The 7,559-nt window shown below is 62.0% G+C and carries 7 protein-coding genes; 5 read left to right on the forward strand and 2 right to left on the reverse strand.

Going from position 1 to position 7,559, the window contains the following annotated elements; all coding sequences use genetic code 11:
* Positions 1–88: 88 nt before the first annotated feature.
* Positions 89–835 carry an NRDE family protein gene (locus tag OC71_RS18585; RefSeq protein WP_041072167.1) on the reverse strand — a complete coding sequence of 249 codons (747 nt, stop codon included), beginning with the start codon at positions 833–835 and terminating at the stop codon, positions 89–91.
* Between the two features lie 130 nt (positions 836–965).
* On the opposite strand from OC71_RS18585, the gene OC71_RS18590 reads away from it, so the two are divergent.
* The 3 genes from OC71_RS18590 (at position 966) to OC71_RS18600 (ending at position 3,679) form a co-directional block, all read left to right on the forward strand.
* Complete coding sequence (locus OC71_RS18590) at positions 966–1,748, forward strand: sulfite exporter TauE/SafE family protein (protein ID WP_041072170.1); 783 nt, start codon at positions 966–968, stop codon at positions 1,746–1,748.
* A gap of 93 nt (positions 1,749–1,841) precedes the next feature.
* The gene (gene lgt, locus OC71_RS18595; RefSeq protein WP_041072172.1) at positions 1,842–2,657 is read left to right on the forward strand and encodes a prolipoprotein diacylglyceryl transferase; all 816 of its coding nucleotides are present in this window, start codon (positions 1,842–1,844) and stop codon (positions 2,655–2,657) included.
* Between the two features lie 50 nt (positions 2,658–2,707).
* Positions 2,708–3,679, forward strand: coding sequence for a thymidylate synthase (locus OC71_RS18600; protein ID WP_041072174.1), 972 nt, complete (start codon positions 2,708–2,710; stop codon positions 3,677–3,679).
* Positions 3,680–3,801: 122 nt separating this feature from the next.
* On the opposite strand, the gene cadR is transcribed toward OC71_RS18600, so the two are convergent.
* Positions 3,802–4,251 carry a Cd(II)/Pb(II)-responsive transcriptional regulator gene (gene cadR / locus OC71_RS18605; RefSeq protein WP_007964189.1) on the reverse strand — a complete coding sequence of 150 codons (450 nt, stop codon included), beginning with the start codon at positions 4,249–4,251 and terminating at the stop codon, positions 3,802–3,804.
* An 84-nt stretch (positions 4,252–4,335) separates the two neighbouring features.
* On the opposite strand from cadR, the gene OC71_RS18610 reads away from it, so the two are divergent.
* Both OC71_RS18610 and OC71_RS18615 read left to right on the forward strand, forming a co-directional pair.
* A complete protein-coding gene (locus OC71_RS18610) occupies positions 4,336–6,651 on the forward strand; it encodes a heavy metal translocating P-type ATPase (protein ID WP_041072176.1) in 2,316 nt (771 codons plus the stop codon).
* A 16-nt stretch (positions 6,652–6,667) separates the two neighbouring features.
* The gene (locus OC71_RS18615; protein ID WP_041072184.1) at positions 6,668–7,531 is read left to right on the forward strand and encodes a LysR family transcriptional regulator; all 864 of its coding nucleotides are present in this window, start codon (positions 6,668–6,670) and stop codon (positions 7,529–7,531) included.
* Positions 7,532–7,559 lie beyond the last annotated feature (28 nt).

The raw sequence follows: 7,559 nt of genomic DNA on the forward strand, positions 1-7,559 counted from the left end.
GATTCTTCTGAGAGATCGCATTGGCTGGGTTGCGGCTGCTTCGCACCCGAGCGGGAGCAAGCTCCCTCGCCACAATGGTTGCTCACTTTCAGGTATTGATCTCCACCTCCCCCAAATGCCCGCCATACGGCCCGAAACTGCGCTCGATCATCCGCCGCGTGCCGTCCGCCTGCACAATCAACGCCGTACTCGCCCGCGTCCCGTAACTCTGGCTGGCAATGAACACGCTCGACAGCAGTGATTCGGTCGCCAGCCCGACTCCGGTGTCCGGCAGTTCGGCAAACGGTGCGGTTTGCGCATCGCCCAGCAACTCCAGCAACCGCGCAGGTTGTGGATCGTCCAGCACCGCGCTCAGGGCAGCCTTGGCCTTGAGCAGTTTCGGCCACGGCGTATCCAGCCCGGCATTCGACAGCCCGTAAACCCCGGGTTGGAGCATCACCGGCTCGGACGTTCGCGCATTGAAGTGCCACAGCTCGTGGGCATTGCCCAGCAGCAGGTTGAACCCGGCGTACTCCGGCGAGCGCGCGACCACATCGCTTAAATAATCATCAATCGACGCATCGCCCGCGAGAAACCGCGCCACCAGCTCGCCCCTCGATTTACGCGCCGGAGGCTGGTGTGGATCGCGGATATTGGTCAGCGCGGCAAAGCGCCCGCTGGCGCCGATCCCCAGCCAGGTGCCGCCCGCCTCAAGATCGCGCCCGGCATGTACGTGCGGCGCGTCGGTCCATGGCGCCAGCGGCAGGCTCGGGCGGGCGTAGAACTCGTCACGGTTGGCCGCGACGATCAGCGGCTGGGCATGGCCCGGACGCCAGGCGAAAACGATCAGGCACATAAGGTGGTCCTTGTGTGTTTTTTGCTCACTCTACGCAGTCGGCGTCCGTGCATCCATCGCAAGTGGAGCCGGAGGGCATGCATCCGTTACCATGCCGCTCCGGTTTTGGGGATGCGTCTGGGAGACGGTCATGGAATTTCTGCTCTATCTGGCGTTGGGCGCCTGTGCGGGCGTGCTGGCCGGGCTGTTCGGGGTGGGCGGCGGGATCATTATTGTCCCGGTGCTGGTGTTCAGTTTTACCTTGCAGGGATTCGATCAGTCGATCCTCACGCATCTGGCGGTAGGGACATCGCTGGCGACCATCATCTTCACTTCGGTCAATGCCGTGCGTGAACACCATCGACGTGGTGCGGTGCGCTGGCCGATCTTCATGTGGATGACCGTGGGCATTCTGCTCGGCGCCGGTTTTGGGGCGCTGACCGCCGAGGCGATTTCCGGGCCGAACCTGCAGAAGATCATCGGCGTGTTCGCCTTGGTGATTGCCGTGCAACTGGCGCTGGAGGTCAAACCCAAGGCCAGTCGAACGGTGCCGGGCAAATTCGGTCTGACCGTGGCCGGCAGTGTGATTGGCTGGGCCTCGGCGATTTTCGGAATCGGCGGCGGTTCGCTGACCGTGCCGTTCCTGACCTGGCGCAGCGTGCCGATGCAGCAAGCCGTAGCGACGTCCTCGGCATGTGGCCTGCCGATTGCGCTGGCCAGTGCCTTAAGTTTCATGATTCTGGGCTGGCATGATCCGTTGTTGCCGCCGCATAGTCTCGGTTTTGTTTATTTGCCGGCGCTGCTGGGCATTGCCCTGACCAGCATGGTGTTCGCCCGTCTCGGCGCGCGTCTGGCGCACAAGTTGTCGCCGCGCTTGCTGAAACGGCTGTTCGCCGCTTTGCTGTTCTGCGTGGGTCTGAATTTCCTGCTCTGAGCCTCTGGTTCAGAACAGGCCGCAATCCTGGCTTAATCCTGAGGTGGCAGCGTCGCCCGGGAATTTTGGTTTCAACTCTAACGAGGAGTCGCAATGCTGCCTTACCCGCAGATCGACCCGGTGGCCCTGGCCATCGGTCCGCTGAAAATCCACTGGTACGGCCTGATGTACCTCGTCGGCATCGGCGGCGCATGGCTGCTGGCGTCGAGCCGGCTCAACCGTTTCGACCCGACCTGGACCAAGGAGAAGCTCTCCGATCTGGTGTTCTGGCTGTCGATGGGGGTGATTGTCGGTGGACGTCTGGGTTACGTGCTGTTCTATGACCTGAGTGCCTACATCGCCAACCCGATGCTGATTTTCGAAGTGTGGAAGGGGGGCATGTCGTTCCACGGCGGCTTCATCGGGGTGATGCTCGCCGCGCTGTGGTTCGGCAAGCGTAACGGCAAGACCTTCTTCCAGCTGATGGACTTCGTTGCGCCGATGGTGCCGATCGGTCTGGGCGCCGGGCGTATCGGCAACTTCATCAACGCCGAGCTGTGGGGCAAGCCGACCGACGTGCCGTGGGCGATGATCTTCCCGCCGTTCAGCGATCCGGCGCAGCTGCCGCGTCACCCCTCGCAGTTGTATCAGTTCGCGCTCGAAGGCGTCGCGCTGTTCCTGATCCTGTGGCTGTTCTCGCGTAAACCGCGTCCGACCATGGCGGTATCGGGCATGTTTGCGCTGTTCTACGGCATCTTCCGTTTCATCGTCGAGTTCGTCCGCGTACCGGACGCGCAACTGGGCTACCTGGCCTGGAACTGGCTGACCATGGGTCAGGTGCTGTGCGTACCGATGATCGTCGGCGGGCTGTTCCTGATCTGGCTGGCCTATCGTCGTGCGCCGGCAGCGCCGCTCGCGCCGACCGCTTAAACTACGAACCCCGGCGCGCGACGCCGGGGCTCAAAGGACACAGGTAACTCATGAAGCAATATCTCGAACTGGTCTCGCACGTTATCCAGAACGGCACCAAACAGGCCAACCGCACCGGCATCAACACCATCAGTTTCCCGGGTGCGATGCTGCGTTTCGATCTGCAGGAAGGTTTCCCGGCGATCACCACCCGCAAGATGGCTTTCAAATCGGCCATCGGCGAGATGTGCGGTTTTCTGCGTGGCGTGAACAATGCCGCTGAATTCCGAGCGCTGGGCTGCAAGGTCTGGGACCAGAACGCCAACGAAAACGCGCAGTGGCTGGCCAACCCGTTCCGTCAGGGCGAAGACGACCTCGGCGAAATCTACGGCGTGCAGTGGCGCAAGTGGCCGGCGTACAAGCAGATCCCGCTGAGCAACACCGCCGCCATCGAACAAACCCTGAACAACGGCTACAAGCAGATCGCCCAAGGCGAAGAGGATGGTCAGGCCTACGTGGTGCTGTACAAAGCCATCGATCAGGTGCGCCAGTGCGTCGACACGATCATCAACGATCCAGGCAGCCGCCGCATCCTGTTCCACGGCTGGAACTGCGCCCAGCTCGATGAAATGGCCCTGCCGCCGTGCCATCTGCTGTACCAGTTCCACCCGAACGTCGAGACCAGAGAGATCTCCCTGACCCTGTACATCCGCTCCAATGACCTGGGTCTGGGCACGCCGTTCAACCTCACCGAAGGCGCTGCGCTGCTGAGCCTGATCGGGCGCCTGACCGGTTACACGCCGCGCTGGTTCACCTATTTCATCGGTGATGCGCACGTCTACGAGAACCATCTGGACATGCTCAACGAACAGCTCAAGCGCGAGCCGTTCGCCATGCCGAAACTGAAAATCTCCGACCGCGTACCGGAGTTTGCCAAAACCGGTGTGTACCAGCCGGAGTGGCTGGAGTTGGTGGAGCCGAGCGACTTCTCGCTGGAAGGTTATGAGCACCATGCGCCGATGACCGCGCCGATGGCGGTCTGACAGACTGCCATTAAACCTGTGGGAGCTGGCTTGCCAGCGATGACGGCAGCACATTCAACATTGATGTGTCTGTAAAACCGCTATCGCTGGCAAGCCAGCTCCCACAATATTTTGTGGTGTTGTCAGTGGCCGTGACTGCGGCCTACGTGGGAATGTTCGACTTCGGTTGCGACGACGCCACCACTCACCTCCAGCCGCTGCAAAATCCCGCACTGATCCGCCCCCGGCCCTTCGCCACAGCGTTGGCGCAGGTCGAGCAGTTGTGTCTGCAACGCCAGCAAGCCATCAATCCGCGCTTTCACATGCTGGATGTGCTCGTCGATCAGCGTATTGACGCTTGCACACTGATCCTGCGGGCTGTCACGCATGGCCAGCAGGCTGCGGATTTCTTCGAGGGTCATGTCGAGGGTGCGACAGTTGCGGATGAACGTCAGGCGTTCGGCGTGGGCCTGGGTGTAGACGCGGTAGTTGCCATCGCTGCGCGCCGGTTCCGGCAGCAGGTTTTCGCGCTCGTAATAGCGGATGGTTTCCACGGCGCAGTCGGTGAGTTTCGCCAGTTCTCCGATCTTCATGACGGCCATCTCCAAATGGGTGCTTGACCCTATAGTGGCTACAGGGTCTTTACTTGGCAACAGGCACCTTCATGGACGCGACCAATGAGCGATTCCCAGCACACTCACAAGCCCGGCGACGGGCACGATCATAGCCACAGCCATAAATTGCAGCCTGTGCATAAGCACGAACATGGCGGCGATTCCTGCTGCGGGTCGAAAGCCGCAGCACCGGCACCGGTTCATTCGCACGAAGATTCTTGCTGCTCGTCGACAGCGGCTGCGCCTGCGTTGGTGCAACTGAGCGAAAAGACCAGCGCTGACGCCCGACTGAGCAGCTTCCGCATCGAAGCGATGGACTGCCCGACCGAGCAGACACTGATCCAGAACAAACTCGGCAAACTGGCCGGCGTGCAGCAACTGGAATTCAACCTGATCAACCGCGTGCTCGGCGTGACCCACAATCTGCCCGACACCGCGCCGATTACCGAGGCGATCACCTCGCTGGGCATGCACGCCGAGCCTTTGGAGGCGGGCGTCGAAACCCCGGCCCCGGCACCAGTAAAAAAACACTGGTGGCCGTTGGCGCTGTCCGGTGTCGGTGCGCTCGCCGCCGAAGTGATCCACTTCACCAACGCCGCGCCGACCTGGGTGGTGGCGATCATTGCGCTGGTGTCGATCCTCAGCGGCGGCCTGACCACCTATAAAAAGGGCTGGATCGCCCTGAAGAACCGTAACCTCAACATCAATGCGCTGATGAGCATCGCGGTGACCGGTGCGGTGTTGATCGGGCAGTGGCCGGAAGCGGCGATGGTGATGTTCCTGTTTACCGTGGCCGAACTGATTGAGGCGCGCTCGCTGGATCGCGCGCGCAACGCCATCAGCGGCCTGATGCAGATGACCCCGGAACAGGCCACGGTGCAGCAGGCCGACGGCAATTGGGTCGAACAAGAGGTTAAAAGCGTCGAACTCGGCGCCCGGGTGCGGGTAAAACCCGGCGAGCGCATTGCGCTGGACGGCGAGGTCGTCAGCGGCAGTTCGACCATCGATCAGGCGCCGATCACCGGTGAAAGCCTGCCGGTGGAGAAAACCGTGGGCGACAAAGTCTTCGCCGGCACCATCAACCAAGCCGGTTCGCTGGAATACACGGTGACTGCGGCGGCGAACAACTCGACCCTGGCGCGGATCATCCACGCCGTCGAGCAGGCTCAGGGGGCGCGCGCTCCGACCCAACGCTTCGTCGATCAATTCTCGAAAATCTACACCCCGGTGGTGTTCGTGCTGGCGCTGGCCGTGGCGATCATTGCGCCGCTGTTCATGGGCGCGGTGTGGTTCGACTGGATCTACCGCGCGCTGGTGTTGCTGGTGGTGGCCTGCCCGTGCGCACTGGTGATCTCCACCCCGGTGACCATCGTCAGCGGCCTCGCGGCGGCGGCGCGCAAAGGGATTCTGGTCAAGGGCGGCGTTTATCTGGAGGGCGGTTTCAAGCTCGATTATCTGGCGCTGGACAAGACCGGCACCATCACCCACGGCAAACCGGTGCAGACCGATTACCTGTCGCTCGATCCGACCGCCGACGCCACTGCTCCGGCAATCGCTGCCGCACTGGCGGGGCGTTCCGATCATCCGGTGTCGCTGGCCATCGCCAATGCGGCTGTGGATAAAAACCTCGCCGTGCTGACTGTGGATAACTTCGAAGCGCTGGCCGGGCGTGGTGTGAAGGGCCAAGTCAACGGCCAGACCTATCACTTGGGCAACCACCGTCTGGTTGAAGAGCTGGGCCTGTGCTCGCCGCAACTGGAAGAGAAGCTGTTTGCGCTGGAGAAACAGGGCAAGTCCGTGGTGTTGCTGCTCGACAGTTCTGGTCCGCTGGCGCTGTTCGCCGTGGCCGACACGGTCAAGGAATCCAGCCGCGAAGCGATCCGTCAGTTGCATGCCCTGGGCGTGAAAACGTTGATGCTCACTGGCGACAACGTACACACCGCGCAGGCGATCGCCGCGCAGGTGGGTATCGATCAGGCCAAAGGCGACTTGCTGCCAACCGACAAGCTGCAAGCCATCGAAGCGCTTTATGCACAGGGTCATCGGGTGGGTATGGTTGGCGACGGCATCAACGACGCCCCGGCACTGGCGCGGGCCGAGATTGGTTTCGCCATGGCGGCGGCTGGTACCGACACCGCGATTGAAACCGCTGATGTCGCCCTGATGGACGACGATCTGCGCAAGATACCCGCGTTCATCGGCCTGTCGCGCGACACCGCGAGCATACTGAAACAGAACATCGCCTTGGCCTTGGTGATCAAGGCTATCTTTCTTGGGGTAACCTTCGCCGGACTCGCCACCATGTGGATGGCGGTGTTTGCCGACATGGGCGTGAGCCTGCTGGTGGTGTTCAACGGTTTGCGCCTGCTGCGCAAATAAACGATGAGGGATGGTTGTGCTGAGTGCCGAGCTGAAAGCGTTTTACATGGTCGCCCGCCTGGGCAGCATTACGCTGGCGGCGAAAAAGCTCGGCCTCAGCCAACCCACCGTGACCACGCAGATCCGCAATCTGGAAAGCCAGTATTCGGTGGAGCTGTTCTACCGTGGCGGTCGCCGCCTGAGTGTCAGTGACGAAGGCGCGCGACTGCTGCCGATGGTCAAGGCGCTGTTGCAGCAGGAGGCCGACATCGAGTTCTTCCTGCGCAACAGCGGTCAGGTGCAGGGCACGTTGCGCATCGCTGCCACTGCGCCGTATTACATCCTCGATCTGGTGAAGACCTTCCGCGAGCGCCTGCCGCAGGTGGAAGTGTCGGTGGAAATCGGCAACTCGCAGCAGGTGCTCGAAGCGCTGGAGGATTACCGGGTGGATGTCGCGGCGTCGTCGCAGTTGCTCGAGGATGCGCGGTTGATTCGCCGGGTATTGGGTAGCGATCCGCTGGTGCTGGCGGTGCATCGCAACCATCCGCTGGCGGCGCAGGAGCATGTAGCGTTGAGTGCTTTGGCCGGTCATACCTTGCTGATGCGCGAGTCCGGTTCGACCACCCGGCGCCTGACCGAAGAGTTGCTTGAAAGCGCCGGGGTCAGTTTTGGCCCGTTGCTGGAGATCGGCAGCCGTGAGTCGATCCGCGAGGCGGTGCTGCGCAATATCGGCATCAGCATCATCGCCCGCCAGGAAGTGCCGCATGATCCGCAGTTGCGCGTGCTGACCATCGAGAATGCGCCGCAGATTCCCGAGTACCTCTATTGCCTCAAGGAGCGCAAGGGTGCGCGGTTGCCGGCGGCGTTTCTGGGGTTGGCTCAGGAAATGTCCCCGGCCTGATTTCTTCACTGCTCGTACTGGCCCCATC

Source organism: Pseudomonas sp. W15Feb9B (assembly GCF_000828175.1).
GTDB classification, from domain to species: domain Bacteria; phylum Pseudomonadota; class Gammaproteobacteria; order Pseudomonadales; family Pseudomonadaceae; genus Aquipseudomonas; species Aquipseudomonas parakoreensis.

Bases quoted from the DNA above. Each gene is read 5' to 3' on its own strand.
- cadR (WP_007964189.1), bottom strand. From the start codon at position 4,251: ATGAAGATCGGAGAACTGGCGAAACTCACCGACTGCGCCGTGGAAACC.
- OC71_RS18585 (WP_041072167.1), bottom strand. From the start codon at position 835: ATGTGCCTGATCGTTTTCGCCTGGCGTCCGGGCCATGCCCAGCCGCTG.
- OC71_RS18590 (WP_041072170.1), top strand. From the start codon at position 966: ATGGAATTTCTGCTCTATCTGGCGTTGGGCGCCTGTGCGGGCGTGCTG.
- OC71_RS18600 (WP_041072174.1), top strand. From the start codon at position 2,708: ATGAAGCAATATCTCGAACTGGTCTCGCACGTTATCCAGAACGGCACC.
- OC71_RS18610 (WP_041072176.1), top strand. From the start codon at position 4,336: ATGAGCGATTCCCAGCACACTCACAAGCCCGGCGACGGGCACGATCAT.
- lgt (WP_041072172.1), top strand. From the start codon at position 1,842: ATGCTGCCTTACCCGCAGATCGACCCGGTGGCCCTGGCCATCGGTCCG.